General features: G+C 36.5%; 17 protein-coding genes and 1 pseudogene. 5 read left to right on the top strand and 13 right to left on the bottom strand.

Annotation, left to right across the window (positions count from 1 at the left end):
* Positions 1-125: 125 nt before the first annotated feature.
* From tlp to NST98_RS03965, 7 genes are all read right to left on the bottom strand, one after another.
* The gene (gene tlp, locus NST98_RS03995; RefSeq protein ID WP_016838095.1) at positions 126-359 is read right to left on the bottom strand and encodes a small acid-soluble spore protein Tlp; all 234 of its coding nucleotides are present in this window, start codon (positions 357-359) and stop codon (positions 126-128) included.
* 74 nt (positions 360-433) lie between these two features.
* The gene (locus NST98_RS03990; RefSeq protein WP_340715665.1) at positions 434-1,360 is read right to left on the bottom strand and encodes a VanW family protein; all 927 of its coding nucleotides are present in this window, start codon (positions 1,358-1,360) and stop codon (positions 434-436) included.
* A 242-nt stretch (positions 1,361-1,602) separates the two neighbouring features.
* The gene (locus tag NST98_RS03985; protein WP_340436477.1) at positions 1,603-1,746 is read right to left on the bottom strand and encodes a hypothetical protein; all 144 of its coding nucleotides are present in this window, start codon (positions 1,744-1,746) and stop codon (positions 1,603-1,605) included.
* Positions 1,747-1,765: 19 nt separating this feature from the next.
* Entirely contained in the window at positions 1,766-1,924 is a 159-nt protein-coding gene (locus NST98_RS03980) for a hypothetical protein (RefSeq protein WP_340714501.1), read from the bottom strand.
* Between the two features lie 109 nt (positions 1,925-2,033).
* A complete protein-coding gene (locus NST98_RS03975) occupies positions 2,034-2,870 on the bottom strand; it encodes a DMT family transporter (protein WP_340714500.1) in 837 nt (278 codons plus the stop codon).
* A gap of 196 nt (positions 2,871-3,066) precedes the next feature.
* A complete protein-coding gene (locus NST98_RS03970) occupies positions 3,067-3,789 on the bottom strand; it encodes an SIR2 family NAD-dependent protein deacylase (RefSeq protein WP_340714499.1) in 723 nt (240 codons plus the stop codon).
* 453 nt (positions 3,790-4,242) lie between these two features.
* Entirely contained in the window at positions 4,243-5,130 is an 888-nt protein-coding gene (locus tag NST98_RS03965) for an alpha/beta hydrolase (protein WP_340714498.1), read from the bottom strand.
* 553 nt (positions 5,131-5,683) lie between these two features.
* On the opposite strand from NST98_RS03965, the gene NST98_RS03960 reads away from it, so the two are divergent.
* Positions 5,684-6,637 carry a tyrosine-type recombinase/integrase gene (locus NST98_RS03960; RefSeq protein WP_340714497.1) on the top strand — a complete coding sequence of 318 codons (954 nt, stop codon included), beginning with the start codon at positions 5,684-5,686 and terminating at the stop codon, positions 6,635-6,637.
* Between the two features lie 241 nt (positions 6,638-6,878).
* On the opposite strand, the gene NST98_RS03955 is transcribed toward NST98_RS03960, so the two are convergent.
* The 4 genes and pseudogenes from NST98_RS03955 to NST98_RS03940 form a co-directional block, all read right to left on the bottom strand.
* A complete protein-coding gene (locus tag NST98_RS03955; protein WP_340715664.1) occupies positions 6,879-7,718 on the bottom strand; it encodes a TIGR03943 family putative permease subunit in 840 nt (279 codons plus the stop codon).
* A gap of 87 nt (positions 7,719-7,805) precedes the next feature.
* Positions 7,806-8,795, bottom strand: a complete 990-nt coding sequence (locus tag NST98_RS03950) for a permease (RefSeq protein ID WP_328219864.1) — start codon at positions 8,793-8,795, stop codon at positions 7,806-7,808.
* A 169-nt stretch (positions 8,796-8,964) separates the two neighbouring features.
* Positions 8,965-10,680, bottom strand: a pseudogene (locus NST98_RS03945) (ABC transporter ATP-binding protein).
* Complete coding sequence (locus NST98_RS03940) at positions 10,652-11,401, bottom strand: MerR family transcriptional regulator (RefSeq protein ID WP_445684052.1); 750 nt, start codon at positions 11,399-11,401, stop codon at positions 10,652-10,654. The pseudogene NST98_RS03945 and the gene NST98_RS03940 overlap by 29 nt, the downstream one beginning before the upstream one ends.
* 123 nt (positions 11,402-11,524) lie before the next feature.
* Between NST98_RS03940 and NST98_RS03935 the strand changes: the two genes are divergently transcribed.
* The 4 genes from NST98_RS03935 to istB all read left to right on the top strand — a co-directional run bounded on the left by NST98_RS03935 (position 11,525) and on the right by istB (position 15,143).
* Positions 11,525-12,001 carry a transposase family protein gene (locus NST98_RS03935; protein ID WP_340714495.1) on the top strand — a complete coding sequence of 159 codons (477 nt, stop codon included), beginning with the start codon at positions 11,525-11,527 and terminating at the stop codon, positions 11,999-12,001.
* Complete coding sequence (locus NST98_RS03930) at positions 11,928-13,094, top strand: ISL3 family transposase (protein WP_340714494.1); 1,167 nt, start codon at positions 11,928-11,930, stop codon at positions 13,092-13,094. The genes NST98_RS03935 and NST98_RS03930 overlap by 74 nt, the downstream gene beginning before the upstream one ends.
* A 201-nt stretch (positions 13,095-13,295) precedes the next feature.
* The gene (istA, locus tag NST98_RS03925; RefSeq protein WP_340714493.1) at positions 13,296-14,390 is read left to right on the top strand and encodes an IS21 family transposase; all 1,095 of its coding nucleotides are present in this window, start codon (positions 13,296-13,298) and stop codon (positions 14,388-14,390) included.
* Between the two features lie 33 nt (positions 14,391-14,423).
* Complete coding sequence (gene istB / locus NST98_RS03920) at positions 14,424-15,143, top strand: IS21-like element helper ATPase IstB (RefSeq protein WP_013399917.1); 720 nt, start codon at positions 14,424-14,426, stop codon at positions 15,141-15,143.
* Positions 15,144-15,619: 476 nt separating this feature from the next.
* Here istB and NST98_RS03915 read toward each other — a convergent pair whose 3' ends face one another.
* On the bottom strand, positions 15,620-16,027 hold the full coding sequence (locus tag NST98_RS03915) for a transposase (RefSeq protein WP_412766691.1): 408 nt from the start codon (positions 16,025-16,027) through the stop codon (positions 15,620-15,622).
* 89 nt (positions 16,028-16,116) lie between these two features.
* Positions 16,117-16,488, bottom strand: a complete 372-nt coding sequence (locus NST98_RS03910) for a metal-dependent transcriptional regulator (RefSeq protein WP_328219874.1) — start codon at positions 16,486-16,488, stop codon at positions 16,117-16,119.
* Between the last annotated feature and the right edge of the window lie 30 nt (positions 16,489-16,518).

Below are 16,518 nucleotides of genomic sequence, written 5' to 3'. Positions count from 1 at the left end.
TACTTAACTATTATCCACTTCATTATTTTATCAAAATTAAATGTAAATAGGATAAAATCTAGTTTAAAAAAAGCAATCATATTCAAATAAAAAAGAAACTGACATAAGGCCAGTTTCTCACTATTTTATACTTCTCCTCTTTTACGAGCAGCAGCTTCATCTTTAATTTCTTCACGGAAACCTTCAATTGCTTTACGGCGACGCTCATTCTTTTCTCTAATTTTTTCTCTTTCTTCAGGACCTGCAAATTCCATACTTGCTTCTGCTTCATGAATATTTTTAATTGTATTTTTCACCATTGTTTGTAATCGTTCTACGTTGTTTGAACGATTGTCTGGATTCGGTTTTCGATTTGCCATTGAATGCTCCTCCTCTTTCAAAAAATTCAGTATTAGTGTGAATCGAATAATATGAAATATGCATCTGGGATTGCTTAAGAATTTGGTTCCGATTCCATTAATTCATTTTTCAATAATTCCTCATATTCTTTTGAAGTTCTGATTTCAACGGTAATCGCCCCAGGTCTGTAATAACCTTGAATGAGAAAAGGGATTCCGGTTGTATTTTGGAATTGGAAGTCTAAGCCTCCAAATGAAACCGTAGCATCTCTTCCTTTTGGAACGTATCCAACATCCATGGAATGATGATGTCTTTCGATGATTTTAATTGGAAGCTGATCAACAGCATTAAATAATGTGGAAGAAGTTTGACATATGCCTCCACCAATCCCCATTACCAATTTTCCATTCACGATTTCAGGTGCTATTTGATAACCGTAAGCAATTTCTCTAGGTCCAACGACTGCATTAAAGGAAAATGTATCTTCGCTGCCAACAATGATGTTATGAATAGCTGCAGCTGAAATCTCGATGTTTTTACTTCTCCCTGCTTTATTTGGATTAAAGAATGTAGTAAAGGAAGCGAGTACAACTTCTTTTAAATGAGGAACATCAGTAAGTCGATAGTTGCTATCAGTAATCTTTAATGGGATTTCAATCTTTCCACCAGTAAATGAGCGGCTTAATATTTCTTCTAACAACTGTGTAGTATTGACTTCAATTCTTGGGGAACCTTTAATAATTTCACCATCTTCATCAATTCGATCAAGGGACATTTCTTTGTAGTAATATGGTTCAATTTCATGAATCCATCGTTCCACTTCACTTTTGAAGATATTTAAGTCTAATTCGATGTCATAATCATACGGATGAAAGGAATGGACTATCTCCTTTGATTCGGGATCAATTATCTCGATGTTGATGGATTGATTATTAGAAAAAAGAAAATCAATCGTGGAAGCATTCACAAAAGGCTGGTTCAGAAACATTAATAAACTGAAAAATACAAATATCTTCTTCATCAACTATCAACACAACCTAATCAATATTTTTATAATTATGTTTCCCTATTTGTACACGAAAAATGAGCAGTCTGAAAAATCATTTTGGATGGTTGATTGTCATGTACGGATTAATTTTGCAGCGAAGGAAACTTGCATTGATTGTCGGAGGAGGGGAGATTTATATAAGTTAATTGTTATGCAGAAGTAAGGGTGTCAAAAATTTCTCTAGACACCCTAAGTAAATAAACTAGAAAAATTATTTAAAATTTAAATTTTTGCGCTGTTTCGTTTAATGTTTCTGCCATTTTTGCTAATTCATTTGCTGCCGAAACAATTTCTTGCATTGTACCATGTTGCTGTTCTGATGCAGAAGCAATTTCTTGAATGCTGCTTGATGTTTGCATTGAGCTATTTAATACTTCATTAATGTGATGTAGTATGCTGAATCGTTTTCGCTTCATTTAATACAATTTTTTCCGGCGTTTCTAAAATTAATCCAAAGCCAACTGATTCAATAGGAGCATGTGCAAATATGTATTGTTCACCATTTATACGAAGAGAAGAAATGCCCGAACTATTCAAGCTCTCTTTTAGTAATATTGACTGTTTCTTGTTTCCGCTATATATATTGAAATGTCGCAACAATTGTTCATAGAAATGAAAATGAGGGCCGCATTTGACCCTCACTGAATCATATCTTTGTAAAGATAATGCCCATCAATGCCGTGATTATCCCAACGATTTGATACAATTTTAGTTTTTCATGAAATACGACAAAACTTCCACAAACTACGACTAAGCAGCTTAATGATACGATGGAAAATACTATACTTGCAATTCCCGTTTGTAAAGCAAAGAAATAACAACTATATCCAATTACACTAATTATTCCTACCACAAAACCAATTTTTGCTTCCGGTGTCTGCCATTTCTCTTTTTGAATGAAGCTGTTAATCATTAAATAGACGGTACCTCCGCCGTACATGCAAATTAACATGTTGAGTGGCTGAATGTGCAAATATGTAGATGCTTTCATCAATATACCGAGAACACCAAGTGAGAGAATGGCAAAGCTAATTCTCATCATCCAAGGTAAATATTCTATATGCATATGATTGGAAGGAGAATATTGAATCAAAACAGCTGAACAAATCATGATGATAATGCCAATCCATTGCAGGAGCGTAATGTGTTCATGAAAAATTAATGCTGCGCTTAAAATAGGAATGATTGCATTCATACTAATTAATGAACTGGTGATGCTTGCTGGTCCTTTTTCAAAGGCTTTAGACATTTGAATGTTGCCGTTTGTATTTAATACTCCGATTATCGCTCCGAGTACAACCGAAGCAAAGTTCAAATTATGTAATCCGACAATTAATCCATAAATCAATGTTAAAATAAAAGCAATCAAATAAAAATAAAGTTGAATATGTATTTTTGAGTACCCTTTAGTAGTACTCCATTTAAAAATCATATTATTTGCACCAAAACAAAACATGGTAGACAATGCTGCCCCGACCCACATAAATAAGCACCTCTTGCAAAATGTAATTCATTTTATTTTAGGTTCTATACATTGAAAATTTCAATGATTTTTCAATCAATAATTTTCTTTATTTTCACCATATTTTCTACCTTTATGTTATTTGCTATATAATGATAATTCAAATAGAATGAACCCACCTCAAACCAGTGGAGAAGGGTCCAGTACAAAAACAATATTAATAATTTTTTTCTAATCGCTCTTGTAAATTGATTAAAACTTCCTTGGCTTTTCCTTCTAATATACAATCAAAGTAGGTTGAATGATGTGCAATTTCTTTATTGATGTACACTTTTTTTCCTTTGGTCATCTTAGGAAGTTGGTTTACTGGATATACTTCCAAACTTGTTCCAATAACAATGACTAAATCTGCACTTTGAATATTTAATAATGCATTGTGCCATGCTTTTTCAGGAAGCATTTCACCAAATAACACAACATTTGGTCTTAAGTTTCCTTGGCAATGAGCACAACGTTCCTTGGCTAAAAAAGCTTCTTTTGAAGCGCTTCTTCCACACGAATGGCAACGAAATGTATAGATGGATCCGTGCAACTCTTCTACTTGGGTGTTGCCTGCTTTTGAATGAAATCCGTCGACATTTTGAGTAGCAATGTGTTGAAGGATTCCTCTTTTCTCCCAATCCGCAAGAATATAATGTCCTTCATGGGGAGAACATTTGTCCAGTAAATTAATTCTCATAGAATAAAATTCATGAAACAACGGATAATTAGATTCTAAAGCATCAACTGTTGCAACTTGCTGCGGGTCAGTTTTTGTCCACCAACCAGATACAGAACGAAAATCGGGCACCCCACTTTCTGTTGACATACCCGCACCAGTCAATACAATTGTTTTTTTCGATGAACGAATCCATTCAACAACTGTTTGTATTTGGCTCACATCCCCCACTCCTCTCTCCTATCCTTATCAATATTTATCTCATAAATTTTCCAAGAAGAAAATAAAAAAGTGTGATGGAAGTAGTGAATCCATTAAAATGCTTTATCGTACAGTTTATATATCTGCTCGTGCGGATAGATAAAACACTTGTTCGTATGAATATGTCGCATGTGCAGATAAATATATCCCTTGTGCGGATGAAGATGTTACTCGTGCAGATAACTAAATCGCTCGTGCGAAAAAGTAGAACACTTGTGCGGATAAATGAATAATCGTGCGGATGAATATATCACTTGTGCAGATAACTAAATCGCTCATATGGATGAATACATCACTTGCAGATGAACCACAAACTTGTGCAGAAGCATGACAACCACGTGCTGGTCTACTCTTGTTCAGTTAATAATTAAAAGTCTGTGCCAACATTACTTAACAGGCACAGACTTTTGTTCATCATCGTAGTAAAAATTCCGCAGTTATTTCATATCCCCGCATGTAATCTGGTGAACCCGGAAAACTTTGCATAAAACCATGAACGTTTCCATCAAAGCGAACAAGTTTTACATCAACACCAGTATTTTTTAATGTCTCTGCAAAATATTCTCCTTCATCACATAAAGGATCGTATTCCGCAACAAAAATTAAAGTGGGTGGCATTTGAGCTAAATACTTATTATTTGTGTGAAGGGGGGCATAATAGGAAATAGATGTATCTTCAAGATTGGAGATATTCAACGAATGCAATGTTAAATCAATTCCGTACTTTCCATTAAAAAGCATTCTTGAAATATGGGGACTGTTCTTTATATGTTGGTCTAATTGAATAATTGGATAATGTAACACTTGCTTTTTAAATTGGAAATTTTGCTGAATCGTGAAATCAAGAACAATACTGATGGCAAAATGTGCGCCCAAACTTGGACCGCCTATTGCAATATGATCCGAATGGCCTCCTAATTCTTCAGCGTGTTCTATAATCCATTTTGTTACGTTATAACAACGTTGAAGCATTGATGCTTCATCCGAATTCGTATCATAATCGACTGCAATCACTTTGTAGCCAGTTAAAGAACAAATCATTCGGCAACTGACATCATAGCTTTCAACACCACCCGGAATAAATTCTCCTCCGGGGAAAAAAATGAAAATAGGATGTTTTTTCGCTTCATTTGGTGTATAAATGCGAATGGGAATCTCAGAATTCCCTACTTGAACAAACCGATCTTCCACTTGAAATACTTTTGGACGTTTTTCTAAAGGTGGATTTTTTACTTTAATCCCCGTTTTCCTTGCTTCCGGATGTTGTTGAAAGTACTGTTCGATATATAAATGAATCGGCATCACTTCACTCCTTTCATTGACATAATTGTGATGGACTCCATACTAATCGATACACTGTACAATTAGAATGTCCAAATGAATAAAAGGATATGACAAATGAAAAAAACTAAGTATAGCCACTAAATCAAGTTTCTATACTTAGCATGAAAAAATTGTGCTGCTTAACAAACTCACTATTTCAATTTATCTCTATAGTTAAGGCAATCATCCTCTTCGATCAAAATTTTCGCAATAAATTCACTTCAAATCGTTGATACTACTGGATTTTCACCCATTTTTTCATTAAAACCATGCACTCTCAGACGCATCGAAATCTAATTGAATGAATAACTCCCTTCAAAATGAGCTGTAAATCGTTTATACAGCACGTATTTAATAATGAAAATTATTCCTTTATTTTACTTTTAACTGCATATAATGTATATTATATGCAGTTATGTTTTTAATTTTTGAATTTCCTTTGTTTAACGAACAATCCCCTATCTTATGGACTCAATAGATTATTTGATGAAAAAGCTGATTCAGAAACTACAAGGCCTGAAAAGAGGTTTAGATGATGGAATCACAACAAGTCTTAGACCATTATGAAAATGAAATCGATATTTTTAAAACCTATCTGGAGGATTTGGGCTATTCGCCTTATACAATTAAATGTTATCTATCTGATGTGCAGTCTTTTCTAACTTTCCTGTTTGAAAAGGAAGAAAAGTTGATTCCACTCGACACAGTGGGATCGAAAAATATCCAAGAATATTTGAGGAAAACGCAAAAAGGCAAGGCAAAAACAACGCGCAACCGGAGATTGATGTCTTTGCGAACGTTTTTTAAATCCCTTGTGAAAGCGGAGGAGCTGAACTTTAACCCGGCTCTTGAAATCGATATAGCAAAAACTGAAAAAAATCCATTGCCCACCTATTTAAACGATGAAGAGCTTCGTTTGCTATTTCAATGCATTAAACATGACCAATACCATATCCGTAATAAATGCATATTGATGCTTATGAGTCTGGCTGGATTACGTGTCATTGAAATCTATCATTTAAACACATCAGATCTCATTCGGGATGAAAACGAACCCGGCATTAATGTCATGGGAAAAGGGAGCAAAGCTCGCTATATTCCATTGCCTGCCCCCTTGTTTCATTTACTAATGGAGTACGAACACATGTATCGGCCAACGCCAAAGCAGGAACATCGCAATGCCTTTTTTGTTTCAAAACGGGGAGAAAGACTTTCAAGAAGAAGAATTCAAATGATTTCAGAAGAGGCATTCAATAGGCTGAAAAGTTTACCCGACTTCCATTATTTACAAAGCAAAAAGTTATCTTCCCATAAATTGAGACATACGTTCGGCACAAGACTTGTGCGGGAAGGGGTCGATCTTGTGACGGTACAAGAGTTGATGGGCCATACCAATTTAAGTACCACGCAAATTTATACCCATGTAAACAACAAACAAAAACAAGAAGCCATGCGGAATCAAAATGTGGCGAAGTTTTTTGAATAACGTACTGCCATTGATAAGAGGGAATGTAAATTTTCCCCTCTTTCGTTTTTTCGATATTCCCTAAACTTACGAAGCCTACTTCCAAATGACTTCATTGTCTCTGTAAAATTAAAACCTATTATAACAGCACGCGGTGTAAAGCATCCGAATGCGTGAACTGTTATAATAGGCCAAAATGGAAGAAACAGATACCTGTAATGGTTCTGCCCGAAACATAATAAGCTTTTTTGGATGAAATCGTTTATTCTACCCATGTTTGAATCGGGAATATATACGGTTCTTCAGGTTCCTCAATGATTTTCCAATTTGTGACGCTGATTTTGGGGATTTCCATTCCATGATAATTTGCAACAGCCAATCCTCCTTCGATTTCCAACCATGAATCCTGTTGTAATTGATCGGCCCCGTCCAATTCCGCCAAAAATCCGATCACGCTCGCATCAGCAACACAATGGGTAATAAAAAATCTCGATAGGACAAACTGATTTTCCGTAAAATCCCCTTCTTTAAATACAAATCCTTTCATTTTGATCGTTCTGCCTTCAAAGGATGATGGATTATCGTTAATGCTGCTGTAATAGGAAATAAAAATATCCTCATCCATTTCAATAATTTCCGCATTTTGGAGTTTTTCATGTTTTGATTTTATTTCCTCTTCCGTTAAATAATTTTCGTTTACTAATGGCTCATAATCACTGGAGTAAATATCAATCGATTCTTTTTCCGTTAATGACTCCGAATTTTGATTGAGCAATTCTTCCAATGACGCTTCTTCTTTTTGATAACTGATTTGTGAAAGGATTGACCCATTATTGGCAGCAAGCGAAGAATTTAATGTTGCAGGAGCAAATGTCAAACCAGTCATGATTGGAAAAATAACGATGGCAAAACTTATGATTTTCCCGACATTCCATTTTTCATGATGATGATGGCAGCAATGATTCGTACAATCGTGATGGGCATGCCCCTTTTGAAAAATTCTTGGCACTTGAATCAACAAGAAAATCAAAAAAATACCGATTGCAATCTTACTCATAAAATCGTATTTCGGATTAATGTATTTCCCAATATCCCCTGTCAAATGAAGCTTGAGAAAAAATAATGCGAACAACCCCAGGATTATTGCTTTCAATGATTGCTGCGTGTTGATACCCATTCAATCCCCTTCCTAAAGAAAATTCGTTAAAGTAACAAACGTAAAAACAATGGAAGTTATGAGAATAAATAGTCCAACTACAAATTTGAATTTAAACACACTGAGTAACATAAAAGTATTTTTCAAATCAATCATCGGGCCATAAACGAGAAAGGCTAAGATGGATGTTGAAGGAACCATCGTTTTAAATGATGCCGCAATAAATGCATCCGCTTCCGAACATAATGATAAAACATAAGCAAGCACCATCATGACAACTGTCGAATGAAGCAATCCATCTCCAAATGGAAATAAGCTTTGTATTGACACGAACGTTCGAAATAATGCCGCTACCATCGCACCAATAATTAAATACTTGCTCATGTCGAAAAATTCATCGATTGAATGTTTGAACATATCCATGATTCTTGTCCCAATCGGCCGCCTTTTCTTCAAAATGATCGTCTTCTTTTTATTCACCCGTTTAAGTTGATTCGATGGATAGAGTATACTGACGATGAATGCAATGAGTAAAGCGGCCACAAATCCGACTCCCATCCGGAGCAATGCCATTTCCAAATCATTTCCAAAGGCCATATAAGTCGATAATATCACAATGGGATTAATTAAAGGTCCCGTCAATAAAAAAGCCACTCCCGCATAAAGGGGCACCCCTTTTTCAATTAAACGCCGGACAATCGGCACAATCCCGCATTCGCATGCCGGAAACAGGGATCCAATAATACAGCCCATCCAAATTGCCAATATTTTATTCTTTGGAATGAACGTTCGAATATGATCCTCCGTAATAAACATTTGGATAAATCCCGCTATTAACACTCCAATCAACACAAATGGAATTGCTTCTATTAAAATACTAAGAAAAATGGTATTAAATTGATAAAAGGATTTTGGTAAAGCAAATCCTTCGTAATCAATAAAAATAGGAACCAAAAACAAAAGGAAAAACCCTATAAGCAAAAGGGATAAAAACTGGTTAACATTTTTCAATTTCGTTTGCATCCGAACTCCCACTTTCATTTACTAAAATCCGCAGAAAAAATTATTTTCTCCATAATGTATTCGTTGATAATCGTAATTATTACTATTTACATCAAGAAAGAGTGCCATTTTTTTTAAAAAAAATAGCACCCGAATAGGGTGCTTATTTAACTCTTTGTCCCGGCCTTTATTAAGTAATGTTTTCCCAAAGCTGTTTGTAATAAGAATGATTTTTTAATAATTCATGGTGAGTGCCCTTTCCTGAAAGATGGCCATCTTCAAAAACAAGAATTTGATCAGCATTTGTAATAGTGGATAGTCGATGAGCGATAACTATCGTTGTTCTCCCCTTCATTAAGTTCGATAAGGCGAGTTGTACTTCCCGCTCGGATTCATTGTCAAGGTTGGAAGTTGCCTCGTCCAGTAAAAGGAGCTGAGGGTTTCGTAAGATCGCACGGGCTATGGCGATTCGTTGCTTTTGCCCTCCCGATAACTTAATACCGTTTTCTCCAACGGATGTATCCAGCTTTTCTGGCAATTTATCGACAAAATCCCAAGCAAAAGCTGCTTTTAACGCTTCTTTCATTTTTTCTTCTGTTGCATTTGGATTACCATACTTTAAATTATCCCGAATGGTTCCATTCAAAAGTGGGGCTTCTTGAGATACGTAGCCAATCAAATTTCGCCATTTATACAAATCAAATTGCGTAATGTCCGTGCGACCATATCGAATGGTCCCTTACGATGCCTCGTAAAATCGTTCAATCAATGAAAATATCGTTGTTTTTCCACCGCCGCTTTGGCTGACAAAGGCGGTTGTCTTTCCAGCAGGTATTGTAAAGCTCATATTTTTTAATACATCTTTATCAGTATAGCGGAACGTCACGTTTTCAAACACTAAGTCTTGAAGCGTTTCTGGTAAGTCTATACCTTCTTTTATTTCAATAGGTTCCTTTAAAATTTGCTGAATGCGTTCAGTGGCACCAAGCGCCTTTTGAAGTGCTGTGAAAAACGTAGCCATTTGTGTAAACGGGATGATGATTTGCACTAAATAAATCATGATCGCAACCAGCTCTCCAGCTGAAATATTGCCTGATGCAATTTGTGCTCCACCATACCCGAAAATTAAAATAAGCACCACCATCATAATAAGCGTCATAATTGGCGATAAAATGGCCATTATTCTAGCCTCTTTAACGCCATAGCCATATAGGCCTTCAATATTTTGCGCGCCTTCCTTTGTTTCTTTCTCTTCAGCTTGTGTTGATTTGATTAATCGAATATTGGATAAAATTCTGCCAAGTTGTCCACTAAATTTCGCTAGTTGATCTTGGTTTTCTTTTGCGATTTTGTGCATTTTTGAACCTAGGGGCAGCATGACCACAATTGCAAGAGGTACAGAAATAAGCATTAGAAGGGTCATTTTCCAATCAAGCCAAAGCAAAATTCCGATCGCACCAATGATTGTAAAAATTCCTGTCACAAAACTCACTAGTTGGTCTGTTACAAGTTCTTTCACTATGCTTGTATCTTGTGTAATTCGACTAAGAATGCTGCCCGTTTCGTTTCGATCAAAAAAGGATACTTTTAGTCTTAGCACATGACTCCATAAAAATTTTCGCATGTTCGCAACAACTCGTTCGCCAAGTTTTCGCATAAAAAAGAACGTTAACCCACTGAATATTGCTTGTAAAATCAGAGCAAACACAACAAGCATTAAAGTCGACCAATCGAAATCTTCAACAGAAAAACCATTGATTAAATTTACCGTTAATAACGGAACCGTAAGTCCAAGAGCTGTGTCGAAAAGCCCGAGTACTAATACGAATGCGACTAATTTTTTTGGAAATTGGCTTTTCTTCATCAATTGCCATAATTCATCCATTTTCAGCTTCAAAAAAATCATCCCCTAACACTTGATGCTTAGCCATTTGCTCCAAAAGCCATTGTTCTTCATCTTGCGTGAATGGTGATGGGAAGAGCCAAGTATCTACTTCTAAATTTTCTACATCCTTAAATGCCTCGGCAATTTTGATTAGCAAATCCTGCGGCATAATATTTAACAATTTCCAAATCAACTCTTTTACTTCTTCATCTGGTGCATTTTCACTATAGGCAATTTTCAGTTGGTAGCATGCTTCGATATAACGACGGTTAATTTCGACAAAATTCATCTTCATCATTGAATACATTTCTTCTACTATTTCTTCATCGACAAATTTAAGCAAAAACGACTTTTGCTCATCTTCCGTTAGCAATGAATGCATCACAAGAAGAAGCAGTGTAGGTTCAGACACTTGTACTTTTTCATAAATCGAAATAGCCGTATCCAAAGTGTTAATAATGGATTCAATATGTTTTTTCTTTTCTTCAAGCATCGACTTTTGCTCTTTAAGTGAATCGAGCAGCGGAACTTCCTCTTTTAGGAGTGCTTTCATTTCTTCAATCGAAAAATCCAAGTACTTATATGTCGCAATTTTTTGAGCTTCGACAATATTCTCATCATTATACAGTCTTTGTCCGCCATCTGTTAGAGCTGCAGGTTTTAAAATACCTTTCTCGTCATAAAAGCGGAGAGCTCGAATCGTCATCCCTGTTTTTTTAGCAAATTGACCAATTGTATACATATATTTCACATCCTTTTCTTCATTATAAAAGTGTTTATGGCAAACTAAAAATGGCTCTTACGCAATTTTGGTGAAGGCCTATAATTTTACTTTTATAGTATAATAAAAGAAAAGGTGTGATGAATGATGAATCGTCAAATCCATTGGTCTTCACCAGATCCTTTCCTAGAAGTTCTCGATATTCAAGAAGAACCATCCTCCATTACCTTTATTGTTCGAAGCACTCATGAATCCTGCCCTTGTCCTCATTGCCAAGTGCCTTCCACACGTCCACACAGCCGATATACACGCATGATTCAAGATTTGCCGATTGCCGGAAAAGCTGTTTCCATCCTGCTTATCACAAGAAAATGGTTTTGCGACCAACCCAATTGCACCCAAAAAATTTTTACTGAACGGTATGATTGGATTTCCAAAAATGGACGCCGAACTTTACGGTCCGAAGAAGTATTACGTAAAATCGCGTTTTCCACCAGCTGCCTCAATGGCGAAAAAGTAGCGAAAGCCCTGTCCCTCCCTGTCAGCCATGACGTATTGCTCTCCCTTATTCGGAAAACGGAGATTCATCAAGAGGTGTCCCCCTTTTATCGGAATCGATGACTTTGCTTTTCGGAAAGGACACAGCTATGGCACGATCATTTGTGATCTGAGCACGCACAAGCCTGTTGCATTACTTCCGGAACGTTATCCGGAAACCATATCAGAATGGCTAAAAAATCATCAAAACATCCAAGTTGTCAGTCGTGATGGCTATCAGGCTTTTCGGAAAGGGATTCAGAACGCTTCGCAAAGTATTTTGCAAGTATATGACCGATGGCATTTTGTCCGGGCGGTAAAGAAGCAGATCGATGCTTGCCTCACCTCGATTCTTCCTTCCGTCATCACGTTGGAAAAAGAAGAAACGGACCAACAAACCTTTCCGCATGAAACCAAACTGCAAAGGAGACAAAAAGAAAGAGCCGAAAAGAAATGGATGATGATCAAAAGCATTCAACAGGAATACAAAAAAGGAAAGAAAAAAGCGGAGTTGGCCAGAGAATTTCATATGGATCCCCGAACCATTTCAAAATATCTCAACATAACCGAGATGCCGGTTCAAGTAAAAAGAAAGCGAAAACGGCAAACCGATGGTTTTGAGCAATACATTCAGCAACTCGAACAAGAGGGCAAGACCATCCGTGAAATTGATGCGCAACTTCGTAAATATGGATATACGGGGACACTTTCAGGTGTCCGCGTTGCAGTCGAAAGCATACGAAAAGAAAGAAAACGGCAGGGGATTAAGGAATCTTCCGTTCGAATTTCCAGACGGCAAATGATTTCATATGTTTGGAAACGAAAATCTAGACTTTTAGAAAAGGAACTGCAACTTCTTGAACAATCCTTTAAGATGTACCCATCCCTTCATTCTTTCCACCAAATGGTTCAAACATTTAGAGAAGCATTTGATGAACGGAACTATCCGGCATTTTTCAAATGGTTGGAAAAACAATTGTCTTCTCCAAACAATCATTTATATGATTGTGCACTTCGACTCCGTAGGGATTTACAGTCGATTAAGCTGGCATTTAGTACTTCCTACAGTAACGGAGTTGTGGAAGGCCATGTTCACCGATTGAAGCTGATGAAACGAATCATGTATGGCCGGGCAAAGCTGGATTTACTTGAAAAACGAGTGTTATATCATTTATAAAATGTTTTTTTAAAAAATTAATAAAGAGATGAAGGACTGTACATATATGGTTTCACCAAAAGAACGTAAGAGCCCTAAAAATGTAACGTTTGGCAATTAATTTATGCAGGTCCTATAAAACAAAAAACCACTTGCCAACATTCCCCAAATACACTACCCTCCTAGTTGGACAAAACAGTTCAACGGGAGGTATTCAAGGAGATGTTAGCAGTGGCTGAAATTCATTATATCAGATATGAAGCAAACCAAAAAGGATGTTCCTATTCCGATATTGCCAAAAGAATGAATCGTGATCCAAGAACAGTGAAGAAGTATGCGGAAATGGAAGACTTCAATCCCTCAAAAGTTAAACAAATGAGAAAAGCGAAAGTGATGGATCCAGTGAAACCGATATTGGATCAATGGATTAAAGAGGACTTGACAAAGAAGAAAAAATATCGAAGAACTGCGAAACGAATGTATGAAATCTTAAAAGAAGAATATGGATTTACAGGTTCAGATCGTTCTGTTCGGCTCTATGTATCAAAAAGAAAACAAGAACTGCTCGAACAAAGTGAACCAGCTGCGTTACCTTTAGAATCGAAACCTGCAACGGCTCAAGTTGATTTTGGAGAAGCTCCTTTTCTCTATCAGGGGAAATACGTCGATTTTCCTTACCTGGTCGTTTCATTCCCTTACAGTAATGCGGCCTATGTGCAAGTCATGCCAGCTCAAAATCAAGAATGTTTCTTGGAAGGATTAAAACGAATCTTTCACTATATGGGAAGGGTTCCAAGGGTCATTCGTTTTGATAATCTCTCCCCTGCCGTAAAAACGATCTTGCCAAACGGAGAAAGAGAATTGACAGAGACATTTCAACGATTCGTTTTACATTATGGCTTTGAATGCGAGTTCTGCAACCCAGCCAGCGGAAATGAAAAAGGGAATGTCGAATCAAAGGTGAAATATATTCGAAACAATTTCTTTTTACCTGAACAAACAATCTATCAACTAGAAAGTTTTAATGAATCTTTATGGGAGAAATGTGAGAAGGACTGGAATCGTCCGCATTATGAGAAGGAGCGACTCATCGCTGAATTATTTGAAGAAGAACAAGCGTTATTTCTTCAATTGCCAGCCAAAGAATTTGAATGTGTCCGATATGAGCAGGTCACGGCTGATAAGTACGGTTTCATCCATTTAGAAAACAAGGTATTTTATCAATTAATCAATGGAAGAGGTATACGAGAGCCAATTCAACCGAAAAAACACGTTCCAGATATGCCGGAAGCCCATCCGAGGAGTAAGGCATTATGACCGCCTATTCGAATCCCAAGGAGATGTGGCATCATGGAACAAATGATTAAGGAATATGCCAAAAGACTAAAATTAAGCTGGATTCCAGCCAATTACCATACCATCCATGCGGAAACAAATGAGGAATTTTTACTGAAGCTGTTTGAACGAGAAGTGCAGCATCGAGATGAGAGAAGGATAAATTTACTACTAAAACAGGCGACATTGCCGAAAATTCCAAATAAACCTTATGATTGGCGGGAGATTCAACTAGCCCCAGGCATCACAAAAGATTATATTTTAGAAGGTGAGTTTACGAAAAATCAGGAAAACCTTATCTTCTATGGCGGAGTGGGAACCGGTAAAACATTCCTTTCCACTCTCATCGCCCTCAATTTGATGAAAAAACAAGGAAAAAGAGTGAAGTTCTATACGGCCGCCTCCATTGTCAATGCTTTATTGGAGGCCAATGAAAAAGGTGACCTTGGTAAATTTCTCAATCAAATCGAAAAGTTGGATCTCTTGATTCTTGATGAATTGGGCTATATTCCATTGCATAAACAGGGGGCAGAGTTATTATTTCAAGTTATTTCCATGTGTTATGAAACCAAAAGCATCATTGTGACAACCAATTTACCTTTTAGCCAATGGAATAATGTCTTTGGCGATCCCATTTTAACAGAGGCCGTCATTGATCGGCTGATTCATCATTCTCATTTAATCATCTTCAATGGTGAAAGTCACCGATACAAAGACTCAATCTCTCAACGTTAACCATGGAATTTGGCAAGTGTATGTATGCATTTTTAATTGCCATTTCATACAATTTCTACTTGCCAAAAACAATAAAAGCTCACGTAACGGTAGATTCAACAAAATTTTCACGAAAAATCTATTCCTTGGTACCATTACTTTTATATTGGAGGAATTTCGATGACAGAATTTCGAAATGTTGAAGGAAATAAAGAAGAAATCGAGCAAGAGATTACAGTCGTGCGGGATTAGCGGCTCTTGGCGTTTGAAACTAAACGAACCTTTTTTATACATAAAAAGTGAATCTATTCAATAAAAAAGTGTCAAAACAATATTTCACGTTTTGACACTCATTGACAACGGAATATTTAGTTAATATGAAAAATGATAAAGTACCATTAATTTTCAATTGTAAACGCTAAAATAGAATGGCTCTTACCCACTGTTGGGAAAAGTGACGATAATTTGGCATCGTGTTTATTATAAATTTTTTTAATTTAGTCCCACCGATAAAGAAAACGATTCCTCAATAGATGGAAGCTGGCTCTTCCATACATTAACCTTTTTAATGTTTTCAGCCGATTGATTTGTCCCTCCACCGGCCCGTTGGACCAAGGAAGCACAATGCTATGCCAAACCGCTCTTTGATCTTCTTTTATTCCGTTGAGAAACGAATCGATATATTGAAACTTGGAATCTTTGTATGCAACAAGCCATTTCCTTAAACCGTCACTGGCTTTGGCATGGAGTAATGTCCGGAAACTGCCAACGAGCTGATCCAGTTCTAACAGTGCCGGAAATTCTTCGAACAATTGAGGGTGGATGGCATTCATTTCTTCTTCATGATTCACTTTTTCAAAGTCCCATATGATATGGATGATTTTCTTTCGGAGTGAAAGTGTCACGGTATTTGCGGAATACTCTTTTCTTTCTTCGGCAATCAATCTGTTTAAGGTGCTGACAGAACACTTATAGCCTTGGGAACGGCAGAGCATTACATACTTTGGTATTTTGCTAAAAATCCATCAATTTTTTCAATCACATCTACGCTTAGATTATGTTGAATTGCTTTTACTTCATCTTCCACTATTTCTTCTTCTACCCCAATAAATTTGAAAAAACGTATTAGTACAAGTCGATTTTTTAGCAACTGTTCACATAAATCTTTTCCTTTGTCTGTTAATGTGATGATTCCATACCGTTGAAATTTAATATATTCTTCGTCATTTAATTTTTTTACCATTTTTGAAACGGAAGGAACGGATACTTGCAATGATTTCGCTAATTGCGAAACTCGTGTATATCCTTCTTCATTTAAATTCACAAAAATCTCTATCAGATATTTCTCTTTACTAGGAGAAACCATCGCTTTTCCTCCTATTGTTATTTTCAAAGT

The sequence above is a fragment of the Ureibacillus sp. FSL W8-0352 genome (assembly GCF_038004345.1).
GTDB lineage: Bacteria > Bacillota > Bacilli > Bacillales_A > Planococcaceae > Ureibacillus > Ureibacillus thermosphaericus.
The sequence above is the reverse complement of the archived record's forward strand: the minus strand, read 5'-3'. Positions and strand labels throughout refer to the sequence as shown.

Excerpts from the sequence above, each read along its gene's own strand:
- tlp (WP_016838095.1), bottom strand. The coding sequence starts at position 359 with ATGGCAAATCGAAAACCGAATCCAGACAATCGTTCAAACAACGTAGAA.
- NST98_RS03990 (WP_340715665.1), bottom strand. The coding sequence starts at position 1,360 with ATGAAGAAGATATTTGTATTTTTCAGTTTATTAATGTTTCTGAACCAG.
- NST98_RS03985 (WP_340436477.1), bottom strand. The coding sequence starts at position 1,746 with ATGCAAACATCAAGCAGCATTCAAGAAATTGCTTCTGCATCAGAACAG.
- NST98_RS03975 (WP_340714500.1), bottom strand. The coding sequence starts at position 2,870 with ATGTGGGTCGGGGCAGCATTGTCTACCATGTTTTGTTTTGGTGCAAAT.
- NST98_RS03965 (WP_340714498.1), bottom strand. The coding sequence starts at position 5,130 with ATGCCGATTCATTTATATATCGAACAGTACTTTCAACAACATCCGGAA.
- NST98_RS03960 (WP_340714497.1), top strand. The coding sequence starts at position 5,684 with ATGATGGAATCACAACAAGTCTTAGACCATTATGAAAATGAAATCGAT.
- NST98_RS03950 (WP_328219864.1), bottom strand. The coding sequence starts at position 8,795 with ATGCAAACGAAATTGAAAAATGTTAACCAGTTTTTATCCCTTTTGCTT.
- NST98_RS03940 (WP_445684052.1), bottom strand. The coding sequence starts at position 11,401 with ATGTATACAATTGGTCAATTTGCTAAAAAAACAGGGATGACGATTCGA.
- NST98_RS03935 (WP_340714495.1), top strand. The coding sequence starts at position 11,525 with ATGATGAATCGTCAAATCCATTGGTCTTCACCAGATCCTTTCCTAGAA.
- NST98_RS03930 (WP_340714494.1), top strand. The coding sequence starts at position 11,928 with ATGACGTATTGCTCTCCCTTATTCGGAAAACGGAGATTCATCAAGAGG.
- istA (WP_340714493.1), top strand. The coding sequence starts at position 13,296 with ATGTTAGCAGTGGCTGAAATTCATTATATCAGATATGAAGCAAACCAA.
- istB (WP_013399917.1), top strand. The coding sequence starts at position 14,424 with ATGGAACAAATGATTAAGGAATATGCCAAAAGACTAAAATTAAGCTGG.
- NST98_RS03910 (WP_328219874.1), bottom strand. The coding sequence starts at position 16,488 with ATGGTTTCTCCTAGTAAAGAGAAATATCTGATAGAGATTTTTGTGAAT.